Source organism: Gordonia sp. 852002-10350_SCH5691597 (assembly GCF_001665715.1).
In the GTDB taxonomy this organism is placed as follows: Bacteria; Actinomycetota; Actinomycetes; order Mycobacteriales; family Mycobacteriaceae; genus Gordonia; species Gordonia sputi.
This window is the reverse complement of record NZ_LZMO01000106.1, coordinates 1-15,582: the sequence shown is the minus strand read 5'-3', so window position 1 is coordinate 15,582 and position 15,582 is coordinate 1. Positions and strand designations below refer to the sequence as shown.

Below are 15,582 nucleotides of genomic sequence, written 5' to 3'. Positions count from 1 at the left end.
CTACTTCTTCTTCGGCTGCTGGAACTGCGAGATATCGATGCCTTCGAGGCCAGGGGGCAGTTCGTCGAGACCAGCAGGCATGCCCGAGAGATCGGGGAAACCACCGGGCATACCGGGGAAACCGCCGCGCACCTTCGGTGGTGTCGGTCCGCGTCCCTTGGCTTTGCCTTTCTTGCCCTTGCCCTTTTTACGGTTGGTCTTGCGAGAACCGCCGCCCAAGCCCATGCGACCGGACATCTGAGCCATCATCTTGCGAGCCTCGAAGAACCGGTCGACAAGCTGATTGACCTCGCTGACCGTGACACCCGAGCCGTTCGCGATGCGAAGTCGGCGTGAGGCGTTGATGATCTTCGGGTTGTCGCGCTCGGCGGGCGTCATACCCCGGATGATGGCTTGCACGCGGTCGAGTTGCTTGTCGTCGACCTGCGAGAGAGCGTCTTTCATCTGGTTGGCGCCCGGCAGCATCCCGAGGATGTTGCCGATCGGTCCCATGCGCCGCAGCATCTGCATCTGCTCGAGGAAGTCTTCGAGCGTCAGCTCGCCCTGACTGATCTTCTGCGCTGCGGCCTCGGCCTGCTGGGCGTCCCAATGCTGCTCTGCCTGCTCGATCAGGCTGAGCACATCGCCCATGCCCAGGATGCGACTCGCCATGCGGTCGGGATGGAAGACGTCGAAGTCCTCGAGCTTCTCACCCGACGACGCGAACATGATCGGCTGTCCGGTCACCTCGCGCACCGACAGCGCGGCACCGCCCCGCGCATCGCCGTCGAGCTTGGTGAGCACCACGCCGGTGAATCCGACGCCGCTCTGGAATGCTTCCGCGGTGGCAACCGCGTCCTGACCGATCATCGCGTCGACGACGAAGAGCACTTCGTCGGGCTGGGTTGCCTCACGGATATCGGAGGCCTGGCCCATCAGCTCCTCGTCGATACCGAGGCGACCGGCGGTGTCGATGACCACGACGTCGTAGTGGTGATCGCGGGCCTCGGCGACGCCCGCGCGCGCGACGGCGACGGGATCGCCGTGGCTGACCGTGCCCAGATCGCCCGTCTGGCCGATGCTGGTCCCGGGATCGGGCGCGAACACCGGGACACCCGCGCGCTCGCCGACGATCTGCAGCTGAGAAACGGCACCTGGCCGCTGGAGGTCGCAGGCGACGAGCAGCGGAGTGTGACCCTGTTGCTTGAGCCAGTGGCCGAGCTTGCCCGCGAGGGTGGTCTTACCCGCGCCCTGCAGGCCCGCGAGCATGATGACGGTCGGCGGGTTCTTGGCGAACTGCACGCGCCGCGTCTCGCCGCCGAGGATGCCGATGAGCTCCTCGTTGACGATCTTGACGACCTGCTGGGCGGGGTTGAGCGCCTGCGAGACCTCGGCGCCCTTGGCGCGCTCCTTGATCCGGGCGATGAACGCGCGCACCACGGGGAGAGAGACGTCGGCCTCGAGCAGGGCAAGACGGATCTCACGTGCGGTGCGGTCGATGTCGGCATCGGACAGGCGTCCCTTGCCGCGCAAATCCTTCAGCGCACCGGTCAAGCGATCGGAGAGGGAGTCGAACATTGTTCCAGTGTCCCATGAGCCGGCGTGTGCTCGCCGCAGCGGTGCGTCTCGCGTTCACCCTGCCGACAGTCGACAGGGTGAACGCGATCGTCAACTGATCGGGACGCCCGAGCGTCCGGAGCCGGTCGTGCCCGCGGCGCCGCCGTCGTTGTCGTCCTCCGAACGCGGCTGAGGCGGTGGACATGCCGCGATCACGGCATCGGCCAAGGCGGTACGCGCCTGCGGGGTGTCGTCGGCCAGACGTAGACAGAAGTTGTCGACGACGGTCGGCCCGAGAGTCGTCACCTTCGCCCACCGGACGTCGGCTCCCTGTTGCTCGATGACCTTACTGACGCGACTGAGCAGGCCCAGGCGGTCGTCGGTGCGCAACTCCATCAGCACCTCGTCGTCGGACGGCGCGGAGGCCCAGAGGACCCGCGGCGGAGCGATGGCGAACAGCGCGGGTACGGCGTTCTTGGGATGCCCGGCACCATCGACGGCGGGATCGGTGCTTCCCGCCGCGGCACCGGCTCCGATCCCCGGTGCGGCATTCACCGAGCCGATTGTCGGGATCGGCGAACTGCTTTCGCGCGCGTCGAGTCGCTCGATGACGTCGATCTTGCCCTCCACGGCTGCGATCAACTGCTGGCGAAGCAGACCGGCCTCCGGCGGCGAGCCGAATGTCGGGACCACGACAAACGTGTTGACCCCGCGACGTTGCCCGTCCGACGTCTCGATTCCCTGCACCGTCGCGGAGTGCGACCGCAACCCGTTCAACGCGACGACTCCCGCCATCTTCGACAGCAGACCCGGCGTGTCGGGTGCGACCATCACCACGGTGAACGTGTGCGGTCCCTCCCCCGGCGTGATGCTGACCGCATACTCACCGGACTCTGCGAGTGCACGCGTCTGCGCACTGAGCGGTTCGGGCTCCTCGGGGGTCTCGCCGTCGATCAACCGCATCGTGCGTCGGACGAGATCGTTGATCAGCGACGCTTTCCACTCACCCCACACACCGGGACCCGTGGCCCGTGAATCCGCTTCGGCAAGTGCCGCAAGTAGTTCCAGCAGCACTCTGTCATATCCGAGAGTCTCTGCGACCTCTGTCGCGGTCGCCGGATCGTCGAGGTCGCGTCGCATCGCGATCGACGGCAGCAACAGATGATGACGCACCAACTCCGACAGCACGTCGACATCCTGCGGCCAGAGTCCGAACCGGTTGCCCACCTGTACGGCGAGTTCGGCTCCGACGATGCTGTGGTCGGCACCGCGTCCCTTGCCGAGGTCGTGGATCAGCGCCCCGAGCACCAGCAGGTCGGGTCGCGAGACGCGGGTGGTCATCGAGCTCGCGTAGGCGGCGGTCTCGACGAGGTGACGGTCGACGGTCCAGGTGTGCACTGCGTCTCGTGGCGGAAGGTCACGGACCGCACCCCACTCCGGCAGGAGTCTGCCCCACAACCCGGTGCGGTCGAGCGCCTCGATGGGATCGATCATGTGGTGCCCGGAGCCGAGCAGCACCAGCAGGTCGCTCAGCGCTTCTGCCGGCCACGGCTCGCGCAGTTCTGGTGCGTAGTCGGCGAGCCGCGAAAGCGTCGAGGCACTGATCGGCAGTCCGGTTCGCGCCGACGCCGACGCGACGCGAAGGATCAGTCCGGGATCTTTGCTCGGAATTGCGTTGCGCGCCAACACGATCTCACCGTTGTGCTCCACCACGCCCTCGTCGAGCGGACGTCGGATGGGCGATCGCCGCAGCTTGGACAGACCGCGGCGCGGTAACGCATTGCCCGCAGTCCGCAGGCCGACGTCGATCGAGTAGCTGATCGTGCGGGCGGAGTCGCTGATGACACGTGCGAGGTCGAAGCGGTCGCCGATCCGCAGCGATGCACCCATCTCGTCGGCGTCCTGTGCGCGCACCTGCTCCCGGGGACGTCCGGCGATCCGGTGCAGTTCGGTACGGATGTCCAACAATCGGTGATAGGCCATCTGCGGCCCCGCATTCGGCGAGTCGGGGCGCAGGCCTCCCATGCCGTCGGTGAGCTGCGCGATCGCCAGCGCGCCGAGGAGTTGCACGTCGCGTAGGCCGCCTCGACCGTTCTTCAGGTCGGGTTCCGCGCGATGCGCGATATCGCCCGCGCGACGCCATCGATCCTGTGCGTGCTCGACCACCTCGGGGAAGCGGTGCCTGATCTCGGTGCGCCACTGCTGGCGCACTCCCCCGATCAGCAGCGACGACAGATCCTCGTCGCCCACGATGTGCCGCGCCTCAAGCAATCCCAGCGCGGCCGTGGTGTCCTCGGCGGCGACCTGCAGGGCCTGAGGGACCGTGCGCACGCTGTGATCGAGCGGAATGTTGGCGTCCCACAACGGATACCAGAGTCCGTCGGCAACTTCTGAAAGCCGTTCGACGGCGAGGTCGTCGTGCAGCAGGATCAGGTCGAGGTCGGAATGCGGAAGCATCTCCCCGCGCCCGAGTCCGCCGACGGCGACGATCGCGAGTCCGCTGTGCGGCCTGATCCCGAGCTCGGCCGCCTTGCTTGTCAGCCAGAATTCGTGCAGGTCGACCAGAACCTGCCGCAACCCGGGGGCGTCGAGCCTCCCGGCACCGGTGGCCTCGGTGAGTTGCTTACGGGTACGTGCCAGGTCGGTCGCTGCGAGAGGGCCACCGCCTGGTCCCATTCCGGGCCGTGGCCCCGCACCCGACGAATCGTCGGACGCAGGGCCACGGTCGGAGTTGACGAAAGGCAACGGGCCTACAGCGCGTCTGCGCCGCGCTCGCCGGTTCGGACGCGAACGACCGACTCGACCGGGGAGACCCACACCTTTCCGTCACCGATCTTGCCGGTTCGCGCGGCCTCCACGATGACATCGACGACCTTGTCGACAGCCGCGTCGTCGACGACGACCTCGACTCGTACCTTGGGAACGAAGTCGACCGAGTATTCAGCGCCGCGGTACACCTCGGTATGGCCCTTCTGGCGACCGTAACCCTGCACCTCACTGACGGTCATTCCCAGAATCCCGGCCTGCTCCAGGCCGGCTTTGACGTCCTCAAGCGTGAACGGTTTCACGATTGCGGTGATGAGCTTCATTGGTTATCCCTCTCCACAGGATTCAGCGTAGTAGTCAACGACCGGGGATTCATGCCAGTTCGTACGCGGTCTCGGCATGTTCTGCCTCATCGATGCCACTCTTCTCCTCATCGGGCTTGATGCGCCAGCCGAGCGGCTTGAGCACCAGAGCGATGATCGTGGTGAGAACACCGGTGAACGCGAGCGCGAAAGCAGCGATCACGATCTGTACGACGAGCTGCTTGTAGTCGCCGCCCCAGAACAGGCCCGTGTCCTTGGCCAGGAAGCCGATGCCGATGGTTCCCCAGAGTCCTGCGACCAAGTGAACACCGACGACGTCGAGCGAATCGTCGTATCCGAACTTGTTCTTGAGTCCGATGGCAACCGCCGCGAGAGCACCCGCGATCACGCCGAGGATGATCGAACCAACCGGCGTCAATGCGCCACAGGCAGGAGTGATGGCGACGAGACCGGCAACGATGCCCGACGCCGCGCCAACGCTGGTGGCGTGCTTGTCGCGCACCCATTCAACCCCGAGCCAGCCGATCATCGCCGCCGCGGTTGCGGCGGTCGTGTTGACCCAGACCTTGCCTGCCGTCATGTCCGCGGCGAGCTCGGAGCCCGCATTGAAGCCGAACCAGCCGAACCACAGCAGTGCGGCACCGAGCATCACGAACGGGATGTTGTGCGGCCGGTAGGCGGTCTTGCCGAAGCCGACACGGGCACCGACGATGATGGCCAGCACCAGGCCTGCCATACCGGCGTTGATGTGGACGACCGTGCCACCGGCGAAGTCGATCGGCGCCACGTTGGCGGTTCCGTCCGAGTTCGTGCCGAACATCCATGACGCGAAGCCCTTTTCGGCGTTCGACATCAGGCCGCCGCCCCACACCATGTGGGAGAGCGGGAAGTAGACGATGGTGGACCACAGCACCGAGAACACCAGCCAGGTGGAGAACTTCACGCGCTCTGCAACAGCACCCGAGATCAGGGCGACGGTGATGACGGCGAAGGTGAGCTGGAAGGCCAGGAAGACAATGGCGGGAACGTGGGTGTCGACGCCGGTCCACAACACATATGTCGGCTTGTCTTCGGTACCCGCCGTGTTCATCAGCTGATCGGATCCGAACAGCGAGAACGGATTCGAGAAGATGCCCCAGATGTCGGAGTCACCGGTGACGGTATTTCCGAACGACTCCGAAAACCCCCACAGGACGTAGACGATGCTGACGGTCGCAACCGAGCCGAACGACATCATCATCATGTTCAGAACTGCTTTACCCCGAGACAAACCCCCGTAGAAGAAGGCCAGCGCTGGAGTCATCAGAAGAACCATCGACGCACTGGCCAGCATCCATGCTGTATTGCCGGCGTCAGGCTCTCCGAAAACACTATCCGGTAGTGCAGAGACCACTGTAGAAAACCTCCTCAGAGCGCGCCGACGGCTCGGCGCCTGCAAAGACTCTGTCGGGAAGTGGTTTCAGCTGTGGTGCTCCCGTGTTTCGAGCGTGTGAACCAAAGCCCGATTCACATTTCGCGAAGGTAAATCGCCAGGTGAATCGGACATGGCCTCAAAGGTTTTTCGCAGCTTACAGAAGCGCGTCGATGAACGCTTCCGGGTCGAACGGCGCGAGATCGTCGGCTCCCTCGCCGAGTCCGACGAGCTTCACCGGGACGCCGAGCACTTCTTGGACGTTGAACACGATGCCGCCCTTGGCGGTTCCGTCGAGCTTGGTCAATGCGACGCCGGTGATGTCGACGACGTCGGCGAAGACCTTCGCCTGAGTCAGTCCGTTCTGGCCGACGGTGGCATCGAGGACCAGGATCACCTCGTCGACCGGAGCCTTCTTCTCGACGACTCGCTTGACCTTTCCGAGCTCATCCATCAGACCGGTCTTGGTGTGCAGACGTCCCGCCGTGTCGATGAGGACCACATCGACGCCCTCGTCGATCCCCTTCGCGACGGCGTCGAATGCGACTGCCGCCGGGTCGGCCTGTTCCTTGCCGCGCACGATGTCCGCACCGACGCGCTCGCCCCACGTCTGTAGCTGGTCTGCCGCTGCGGCACGGAATGTGTCTGCCGCGCCGAGCAATACGCGCCTACCGTCGGCGACGAGCACGCGCGCGAGCTTGCCCGTCGTCGTGGTCTTGCCGGTGCCGTTGACGCCGACGACGAGTACCACCGCCGGTGTGTCGGCATGAGGCAGCGCGCGGATCGAACGGTCGAATTCGGGGTGTAGTTGTTCGACGAGCACCCGGCGCAACAGTGCGCGGGCGTCGTCGGCGTTGCGTACCGGATTGGTGGCCAGCTCGGTGCGGAGCCGTTCGATGACCGCTTCGGTCGCGGCCGAGCCGAGGTCGGCCATGACCAGGGTGTCCTCGATCTCCTCCCAGCTCTCCTCGTCGAGGTCGCCTGCACCGAGCAGCCCGAGCATGCTCTTGCCGATCGCGCCCTGCGACCGCGACAGGCGCCCACGCAGCCGACCGAGTCGGCCTGCCGTCGGCTCGATCTCCTCACGCGGCGGAGCTGTGGCCGCAGCCTCCTCGTCCTCGATCTCGTCGATCTCTTCGATGATCTCGTCGGGACTCTCACCGACCGACTCGACGATCTCCTCGAACAGCGGGGTGGTGACCGACGAATCTGTGTACTCGTCAAGCGGCACCGATTCGCTGGTCAGCGCCGACTCTTCGGTGGTCGCAGCGGTATCGGTGGTGTCTGCGGTCGGTGCCGTGGTGGCAGTCGCAGCGGTGTCGGTTGTCGCGGTGTCTGTTGTCTCGGTGTCGGTCGCAGCGGCGTCGGTCGTGGCAGTGTCTGCTGTCTCGACGTCGGCGGTATCGGGCAGCGTGACGTTGGTGATGCCGCGACGTTCCGAGTCGCGCGGGACCGATGCGTCGTCGCCGACGCCGGGCTGACCGTCGACCTCGGTCCGCTCGGTGGGCGCGATGGTCGGCTCGGGTGGTTGCGCGACAGCGGTTCCCGACGCCGCACCACCCTGGCTGAAGCTGAAGCCCGACGACGCCTTGTACCCGCCTGAGCGATCGACCTGCGGTTTCGAGCCGTCGACCACTTGTGTCTGCTCGTCGTCGTGGAGGGAGATGCGTCGTCGACGCGCGAGGACGAGACCCGCGACGATCAACGCGAGGATGACGACGACCGCGATGACGATTCCGATGATGATTCCGGTGTTCACTGCTTCTCCAGTTCTTCCCGCATATCTCGGGCTGCGTTGTCCATCGTGCTCCTCCGCCGACCAGCGGAAGGGGCGTTCTCTATGTTGGCGCCCTGTTTGTCATGTTGGCGCCCTGTTTGTCATGTTGGCGCCCTGTTTGTCATGTTGGCGCACTGTTCGTCGTCGCTGTGGTCGCATCCGGCACGTCGGTTTCCTGCCCGCCGACGCCGTCTCCCCCGTCGGTGCTGTCTCCACCCACTGCCGGCTGAGCGGTTGCCGTGACCGCGACGTTCTGGCCGCGCAGACGCTGTGAGATCACCGTCGTGATGCCGTCACCACGCATGCTGACGCCGTAGAGCGCATCCGCGACCTCCATCGTCGGCTTCTGGTGGGTGATCACAATGAGCTGCGACCGTTCACGCAACTGCTCGAAGAGGGTGATCAAGCGGCGCAGGTTGGTGTCGTCGAGCGCTGCTTCGACCTCGTCCATCACGTAGAACGGTGAGGGTCGCGCGCGGAAGATCGCCACGAGCATCGCCACGGCGGTCAGCGACTTCTCGCCACCCGAGAGCAACGACAGCCGCTTGACCTTCTTGCCGGGTGGCCGCGCCTCGACCTCGACTCCCGTGGTCAGCATGTCTCCGGGTTCGGTGAGGATGAGTCGACCTTCGCCGCCGGGGAACAGCGTCGAAAAGACTTGGGAGAACTCGCGTTCGACGTCGGCGTAGGCCTCGGTGAACACCTGCAGGATGCGCGCGTCGACGTCCTCGACCACGTCGAGCAGATCCTTCCGCGCGGCCTTGACGTCCTCGAGTTGCGCAGACAGGAAGCTGTAGCGCTCTTCGAGGGCGGCGAACTCCTCCAGCGCGAGGGGATTCACCTTGCCGAGGGTATTGAGGTCTTTCTGCGCTTTCTTCGCGCGCGCTTCCTGCGTCGCGCGGTCGTACGGCAGCGGCGCGGGCGCGACGACGCTCTCGCCGCGCTCCTTGGCCTGCTCGTACTCGGACATCTCCAACGCCGAGGGCGGCATCGGGACGTCCGGGCCGTACTCGGCGATCAGATCATCGGGCGACATCGCGAAGTTCTCCAGTACCTGCTCCTCGAGCTGCTGGATGCGCAACGCGGACTGCGCGCGGGCGACCTCGTCGCGGTGCACGGAATCACGCAGGGCGTTGAGCTGATCGGTGAGTGCCGCCGCTCGACTCTTCAGCGCCTCGAGGGTTTCGGTGCGCGCGGCCTTGACCTGCTCGAGCTCGTCGCGACCCGCCTGTGCTGTTGCGACAGCGCCGACGAGACGTTCGGAGACCGCGGTGGCAGCCTGGGCGACCTCGGCCGCCACCTGCGCCGCGACCCGACGAGCCTCGTCCTGGCGTCGGGCACGTTCACGGGCGTCCCGTTCACGTTGGGCGGCACGACGAAGCGAATCGGCACGGCCACGCACCGACGCGAGGCGCTCCTCAGCGGTACGCAACGCCAGACGCGCTTCCATCTCACTCGAACGCGCACCGGCGACGGCAGCGGCAGCCGCCGAGCGTTCGCCCCCGTCTCCCCCGACCTCGTCGGGTTCGGACGTCGACTCGTCACGCGCCAGGCGTAGGCGTTCCCGCAGCTCGGCGAGGGTGGTGAGCATGTCGCCGCGACCGTCTTCCGCGCGGTCGCGCTGCCGCGTGAGCCGGTCGGCCTCCGACTGTGCCGCGCGGACTTCCTGACCCAGTCGGGCGAGTTGCTCGTAGGCTCCGCCGACGGCCGCATCCGACTCGTGCAGCGCGGCCAACGCCTCTTCGGCGGCCTCGCGGCGGGCGCGCTGTTCGGTCAGTGCACCTTCGAGTGCCGCCTGCGTCTCCTCGGTGGTTCGATGCGCTGCGGCGAGATCTGCGGTTGCGGTGTCGATCGCCGAAGTGACCTCCAACGTCGACGGACGACGCGACGATCCGCCCTCCACCGACGCAGGGCCGATGCGGTCGCCCTCCCGCGTGACGCACCGGAGGCCGTGCCGTACCGCGAGGTCGACGCCTTGCTCGGCGTCGTCGACCACGACGACGTCGGCTAGTAGATGATCGACGGCACCCTTGATCTGCGACGGCGCGGTGACCACGGAGCTCGCCCAGACCGCGCCGTCGGGCAGCGCGACCTCGCGACGCGGTGCGGCGTCGTCGAGTCCGCCGAGGAGCAACGACGCCCGGCCGCCATCTCCGGTCTTCAACGCCTGCAGCGCGCGGACGGCAGCGAGCGCGTCAACCGTCGCAATCGCGTCGGCGGCGGGCCCAAGCGCTCCGGCGATGGCCGTCTCGAAACCCGAGTCGACAGCCAGCAGGTCCGAAACGGAGCCCGCCAAACCCTCCGGCGCATTCTCGAGCAGCCACGCACCGCCGTCGTTGCGTTCGAGGCCCACCGAGAGCGCCTCGATCCGCGCGGCCAGCGACGCGATCCGCTGCTCCGCCTCACGTTCGGCGGCCTGCAGCGACGCAACCCGCTCATTCGACAGATTCAGCGCCGCGACGCACCGCTCGTGGTGTTCGTCGAGGCCCTGCTCCGAGGCCTCCATCTGGCTCAGTGATTCGGCTGCCGAATCCTGTTGCTGCGCAGCAGTTTCGGCGCGTTCGACGGCGGCTGCGATCGCAGCGGTGAGGCGCGACGCCTCGGCGTCGACGCCGTCGGCCTTGGTCTGCAGACTCTCGACCTGTCCCTCGAGCCGCGCGAGTCCCTCGCGTCGGTCGGCCACCGCACGCACCGCGGCCATGTGAGCCTGCTCCGCCTCCGCGGCGACGCGCTCGTACTCCTCGAGTTCGAGCTTGGACACCTCCAGCGACTCGGCGGCAAGCGAAACCGCCTCGGCCATTTCGGCCTCGGTGAGCGCGGCCTCCTCAGCCTGGCGTTCGAGTTGTTCCGGATCGGGACCGCCGGAGCTGGCCGTCGGCTCCGCGAGGTAGCGGCTGCGTTCGGTTGCGACCCGATTGGTCGCGTCGACACGCTCGGCGAGCGCCGACAACCGGAACCACGCCTGGCCTGCCGCCGCGGCAGCGGGAGTGACCTGGGCGAGATGGTCGGTGTGCTCGGCGACCTCGGCATTGACGGTGTCGAGTTCTGCGGTGACCTCGTCGGAGCGTCGTCGAATCTCTTCTTCGACAGCGGTGTGCTCGGCCATCTCCGTGCGTCGGGTCACCAGGTCGTCTGCGGCCAACCGCAGTCGTGCGTCGCGGAGATCGGCCTGCACCGTCTGAGCTCGGCGGGCAACCTCGGCCTGCCGTCCGAGCGGTTTGAGCTGTCGCCGCAGTTCGGCGGTGAGGTCGCTCAGACGCGCGAGATTTGCCTGCATCGAGTCGAGCTTGCGAACGGCCTTCTCTTTGCGCTTGCGGTGCTTGAGGACTCCTGCCGCCTCTTCGATGAAGGCACGACGGTCCTCCGGCCGCGATTCCAGAATTGCCGCGAGACGGCCCTGCCCGACGATGACGTGCATCTCGCGCCCGATACCCGAGTCGGACAGCAACTCCTGCACGTCCATCAACCGGCACGAACTCCCGTTGATCTCGTACTCGCCCGCACCGTCGCGGAACATCCGTCGCGTGATGGATACCTCGGAGTATTCGATCGGCAGAGCGCCGTCGGAGTTGTCGATCGTCAGCGTCACCTCGGCCCTACCGAGAGGCGGCCGACCCGACGTCCCGGCGAAGATGACGTCTTCCATCTTGCCGCCACGCAGCGCTTTCGCACCCTGCTCACCCATGACCCACGTCAGGGCGTCGACCACGTTCGACTTACCCGAGCCGTTGGGGCCCACCACGCAGGTGATGCCGGGCTCGAATCGCAGAGTCGTGGCCGACGCGAAGGACTTGAAGCCCTTCAGGGTCAGGCTTTTCAGGTGCACGACCGTTAAGCCTACCCATCACCCGATGCAGTCAGGCGCAACCGGGCAGGCGGTTGATCGGCGGATCAGCGTTCGACGAATCCTTGCAGGTCATCCCGTGGCGCATCGAAACGTTCGACGACGAGGTCGACCCGACCGGGAGTGTCGCCCGAACGCAGCAGGTCGAGTAGCGCGTGCGCCTGCGGCTCGGCCCCCTCCGCGACGACGAGCACCCGCCCATCGGCGAGATTCGTCGCAGAACCGACCAGGCCGAGCTCCAGGGCGCGCGAGCGCGTCCACCAGCGGAACCCGACGCCCTGAACCTGTCCGTGAACATGCGCGGTCATCCGAACGACCTGGTCGGAACCACTCATCGGGGCGTCAGTCGCTCTCGATGACGAGTTCGACCTCAGTGCCCGCCTTGAGCGTGCGGCCCACCGTGCACACCGAGTCGATCGCGCGCTCGACGACCACCAGCAGTCGCTCCGCAGCGGCGGGATCGAGTTCGGACAGGTCGACGTCGAGCACCTCACGCAGGCGCGGGTACACCTCGTTCTCGCGGTCGGCGTCGCCCGAGACGCGGATCGTCGCGTCGTAGTCGTCACCGAGGCGACGTGCGAGCGGGCGGTCCGACGACATCCCGGTGCATGCGGCAAGCGCGATCTTCAGCAGCTCACCCGGTGTGAACACGCCGTCGACGTCCTGCGAGCCGATCAAAACTTCCGCACCACGTGAACTCTTGCCGGTGTAGCGACGCGTACCGGTCCGCTGCACCCACAACTCGGTGTGTGCCGAGCCGGCATCCGATACCTGCGGCGCCGCTGTGGTCGCGGACGAATTCTCGCTGGTCATCTGCGCGATGACTCCCTTCGCAATCGACGACGGCGCACCCGAGGCGCCGCTCGCAATAGTAGAACTGCTTCCGATGCCGTCTTATGCCGCGACATCTCTCACGCTGGGAGCGATGAACCGCTACTGCCGAGGCCTGGGCTGACACTTCGGGCAGAAGAAGGAGCCCCGGTTCATGAACTCCTCACGCCGCATCAGCGTCCCGCATCGTCGGCACGGCTGACCCGCCCGACCGTAGGCATTCAGCGAACGCTCGAAGTAGCCCGACTGCCCGTTGACGTTCACGTACAGCGCGTCGAACGACGTGCCGCCCACCGCCAACGCGTCGCTCATCACCGCGGTCGCGGCGTCGAGTAACTCGGCGAGCTTGCGTCGAGAGATGCCGTCGGTCACGCGGGTGCCGTTCAGCCGCGCTCGCCAGAGGGCCTCGTCGGCGTAGATGTTTCCGACGCCGGAGATCAGCGACTGATCGAGCAGTGCGCGCTTGACCTCCGTGTGCTTGCCGCGCATTCGACGCACCACCTCGTCCCTGTCGAACCCGGAGTCGAAGGGGTCGGGCGCGATATGGGCAATCGAGCGCGGCAGCGACGCCGGGTCGCCGGGCAGTTCGGTGTCGGCGTCGGCGGATTCGGCGTCGACATAGTCGTCGAGGTGCCACCCGCCGAAGGTCCGTTGGTCGACGAACCTCAACTCGTTGCCGTCGTCGAGCGTCGCGCGCACCCGCAGATGCGTGTGGTCGGGTGCGCCGACACGGGCGACCAGCATCTGCCCACTCATACCGAGGTGGACGACGAGCGCGAACCGGTCGACGCCGTCGGGCGCCTCGACGTCGAGCCACAGGTACTTTCCGCGTCGACGAGCAGCGAGAATCGTTGCGCCCCTGAGCCTTCCGACCAGATCGGGCGCATCGCCGACGTGCCTGCGGACGGCTCGCGGGTGGAGGACCTCTACGTCGGTGATCGTGCGCCCGACAACATGCTTCTCGAGACCGGCACGGACGGTCTCGACTTCGGGAAGTTCAGGCATCGCTCACGGCGTCACGCTCGGTGAGCGCCTGCCATGCCAGGGATGCGGCCTTCTGCTCGGCTTCCTTCTTGGTGCGTCCCACACCTTCGCCGAGTGCTTCGCCTGCGATCACCGCACGCGCGGTGAACTCCTTGCTGTGATCGGGGCCGGTCGAGCTGATCTGGTACTGCGGGGGCCCGTAGCCACGCTCGGCGGCCAACTCCTGCAACGAGGTCTTCCAGTCGAGTCCCGCGCCGAGTTGGCCTGCGCGGTCGAGGATCTCGTCGAAGAGGTCAAGGATGATGCGTTGCGAGGTCTCCAGGCCGTGGTCGAGATACATTGCGCCGAAAAGCGATTCGAGGCCGTCGGCCAGAATCGAATCCTTGTCGCGACCACCGGTCATCTCCTCGCCGCGACCGAGGAAGAGGTGGCGCCCGAGACCGCCCTCGCCGAGTCCACGCGCGACGTCGGCGAGTGCATGCATGTTGACGACGCTTGCCCTGATCTTGGCCAGCTCGCCCTCGGGACGTTCGGGGTATCGCTTGTACAGCCGTTCGGTGATCACCACGCCGAGCACCGAGTCGCCGAGGAATTCCAGCCGCTCGTTGGTCGGCAGACCACCGTTCTCGTAGGCATACGAGCGGTGGGTCAGTGCGAGTGTGAGCAGTTCATCCGCGATCGGTGTGCCGAGCGCTTCCAGCAACGACGCGACACCCTCGGAGTCAGCTCCCAGAGAGGCGACGGCGTCACGGCTGTCGGGTTGGGGTGCAGGCGACGCCGCGTCGTCGACACCGGTCACGCCGAGCCCCGTTCGCCGCTGTCGGAGTCCTGCGACCCCTTCTGCTCCAGCGAACCGAATTTGTCGGCGAGCTTGGCCCAGCGGGGATCGATGATCTCGTGGGAGTGGCCGGGTTCCGCGACCGCAAGCCGGACACCGCATTCAGCGCACAAGCCCGCGCAGTCCTCACTGCACAGCGGCGACATCGGGAGTTCGAGCGCAACGGCGTCGATGACGGCCTGCTCGAGGTCGATCCTGTCGTCGACGATCCGATGGATGTCCTCGGAGTCGGTCGTCTGCTCGGTCTCACTGTGGGGGTAGGCGTACAGCTCGGTCAGGAACACCGTCACCGTGCCGTCGACCGGTTCGAGACAGCGAACACATTGGCCCTCGGTCTCGCCGGAGACGGTGCCGGTGACCAAGACGCCCTCGGACACAGACTCCAGCCGTAAGTCGAGGTCGACGTCGGAATCCGCGGGTATCGCGATCATCTCCACGCCGATCCGATGGGGAGCGACGACCGTGCGATGGATCTCTTCCATCGTCCCCGGACGCCTGCCCAACGATCGGATGTCGAGGACGAAGGGATCGCGCTGCGCCTGCGCACCTTGAGTCACTGCATTCTCGGCCACATGTGCACCATACGCCCGACCAGGTCATTCATCGAACGACCCGACGCGCCGCTCAGACCGCGAGCGGCGAGCTGTGGTCGTGCAGGTCTGCCGAACCGGGTCGTCCCTGTTCAGCACTCGTCCGACGAGCACCTGCATCGTCGACGCTGCGCGGGTATTCGACGTAGTCGTGCATGCCCGCGCCGGTACGCAACTGGTGGCGTCCACGGTTGACCGAGCGCAGGGTCCCGGTGAGGATCTCCTCGAACTCGGCGAGCTTCTCGTCGACGTACACATCGCAGTCGCCGCGGAGTCGATCGGCCTCGGCGTGTGCGGCATCGATGATGCGCTCCGCCTCCGACTTCGCCGCCGCGACGACCTCGGTCTCGGAGACCAGGCGCTGCTGCTCGGCGACGCCGCCGATCACGCCGACAAGGTCGTGACCACCGCGGAGTCGGAGTCCGATGCCATGCTCGCGCACGCCCGGTGACGGCGTCGAACTCGCGCGCCGCGCTCGTCGACAGCCGGTGAGCTTCCGCGCTGGCCTCGTCGACCAGGTTCTTGCCGTGCGCGCTGGCCTCGTCGACCATCCGGTCGGCCTGCGCCTTGGCGTCGGCAAGAAGGCGGTCGGCCTCGGCGCGGGCGTGCGCGAGCATGGCATCGGACTCCGACTCCGCGGTGGTCACGACCTTGTCGGCGTGATCGGCGGCGTCGCCGAGCA

Annotated in this window: 11 protein-coding genes and 1 pseudogene; all 12 read right to left on the bottom strand. The window is 66.7% G+C overall.

All coding sequences use genetic code 11. From position 1 onward, the window contains the following. Complete coding sequence (gene ffh, locus A5777_RS07810; RefSeq protein ID WP_064862214.1) at positions 1 to 1,557, bottom strand: signal recognition particle protein; 1,557 nt, start codon at positions 1,555 to 1,557, stop codon at positions 1 to 3. Between the two features lie 90 nt (positions 1,558 to 1,647). Then, positions 1,648 to 4,281 (bottom strand): [protein-PII] uridylyltransferase, encoded by a 2,634-nt coding sequence (locus tag A5777_RS07805; RefSeq protein ID WP_064862213.1) that lies wholly within the window; start codon positions 4,279 to 4,281, stop codon positions 1,648 to 1,650. A gap of 5 nt (positions 4,282 to 4,286) precedes the next feature. After that, on the bottom strand, positions 4,287 to 4,625 hold the full coding sequence (locus A5777_RS07800) for a P-II family nitrogen regulator (RefSeq protein WP_005176661.1): 339 nt from the start codon (positions 4,623 to 4,625) through the stop codon (positions 4,287 to 4,289). Positions 4,626 to 4,674: 49 nt separating this feature from the next. Next, on the bottom strand, positions 4,675 to 6,018 hold the full coding sequence (locus tag A5777_RS07795; RefSeq protein ID WP_064862212.1) for an ammonium transporter: 1,344 nt from the start codon (positions 6,016 to 6,018) through the stop codon (positions 4,675 to 4,677). 175 nt (positions 6,019 to 6,193) lie between these two features. Beyond that, a complete protein-coding gene (gene ftsY / locus A5777_RS07790) occupies positions 6,194 to 7,795 on the bottom strand; it encodes a signal recognition particle-docking protein FtsY (protein WP_064862211.1) in 1,602 nt (533 codons plus the stop codon). 139 nt (positions 7,796 to 7,934) lie between these two features. Next, positions 7,935 to 11,639, bottom strand: a complete 3,705-nt coding sequence (gene smc, locus A5777_RS07785; RefSeq protein WP_064862210.1) for a chromosome segregation protein SMC — start codon at positions 11,637 to 11,639, stop codon at positions 7,935 to 7,937. A gap of 65 nt (positions 11,640 to 11,704) precedes the next feature. Beyond that, positions 11,705 to 11,965 carry an acylphosphatase gene (locus tag A5777_RS07780; RefSeq protein WP_064862225.1) on the bottom strand — a complete coding sequence of 87 codons (261 nt, stop codon included), beginning with the start codon at positions 11,963 to 11,965 and terminating at the stop codon, positions 11,705 to 11,707. A gap of 34 nt (positions 11,966 to 11,999) precedes the next feature. After that, entirely contained in the window at positions 12,000 to 12,470 is a 471-nt protein-coding gene (locus tag A5777_RS07775; protein WP_064862209.1) for an OsmC family protein, read from the bottom strand. A 120-nt stretch (positions 12,471 to 12,590) separates the two neighbouring features. Next, entirely contained in the window at positions 12,591 to 13,493 is a 903-nt protein-coding gene (mutM, locus tag A5777_RS07770; protein ID WP_064862208.1) for a bifunctional DNA-formamidopyrimidine glycosylase/DNA-(apurinic or apyrimidinic site) lyase, read from the bottom strand. Continuing rightward, the gene (gene rnc / locus A5777_RS07765) at positions 13,486 to 14,205 is read right to left on the bottom strand and encodes a ribonuclease III (protein WP_064862224.1); all 720 of its coding nucleotides are present in this window, start codon (positions 14,203 to 14,205) and stop codon (positions 13,486 to 13,488) included. Before rnc ends, mutM begins: the two co-directional genes overlap by 8 nt. 62 nt (positions 14,206 to 14,267) lie before the next feature. Beyond that, on the bottom strand, positions 14,268 to 14,882 hold the full coding sequence (locus A5777_RS07760; protein ID WP_064862207.1) for a YceD family protein: 615 nt from the start codon (positions 14,880 to 14,882) through the stop codon (positions 14,268 to 14,270). Between the two features lie 52 nt (positions 14,883 to 14,934). Then, positions 14,935 to 15,582 (bottom strand): annotated as a pseudogene (locus tag A5777_RS07755) (DivIVA domain-containing protein); the annotation flags it as partial.